At 57.9% G+C, this 247-nt stretch carries 1 pseudogene; it reads left to right on the top strand.

The window, feature by feature from the left end:
* Positions 1 to 247: pseudogene (locus tag SB753_RS40155) on the top strand (LacI family transcriptional regulator); the annotation flags it as partial.

A 247-nucleotide genomic window follows, 5' to 3' on the forward strand; every position in this document is an offset into this window, starting at 1 on the left:
ACTCGATGCAGAAGGAGATCGAGGGTTTCGGGTTCTCACTGATGGTTGCGTCCAGCTATCACGACATCAAGCGGGAATTGGAACTGCTGCTCGGATTCCAGCAGAGGCGGATCGATGGCCTCGTTATCGCTACCTCGTCGGAAGAAGACCCGGCCCTTCTGACAATGCTGCGCGAGGTGCAGTTTCCAGTCGTGCTGCTGGACCGTGAGATGCCTGCCGAGCTGGATTCGGTCACGGTCAACCATGC

This window comes from Paraburkholderia sp. SIMBA_053, assembly GCF_046534895.1.
In the GTDB taxonomy this organism is placed as follows: Bacteria; Pseudomonadota; Gammaproteobacteria; order Burkholderiales; family Burkholderiaceae; genus Paraburkholderia; species Paraburkholderia caledonica.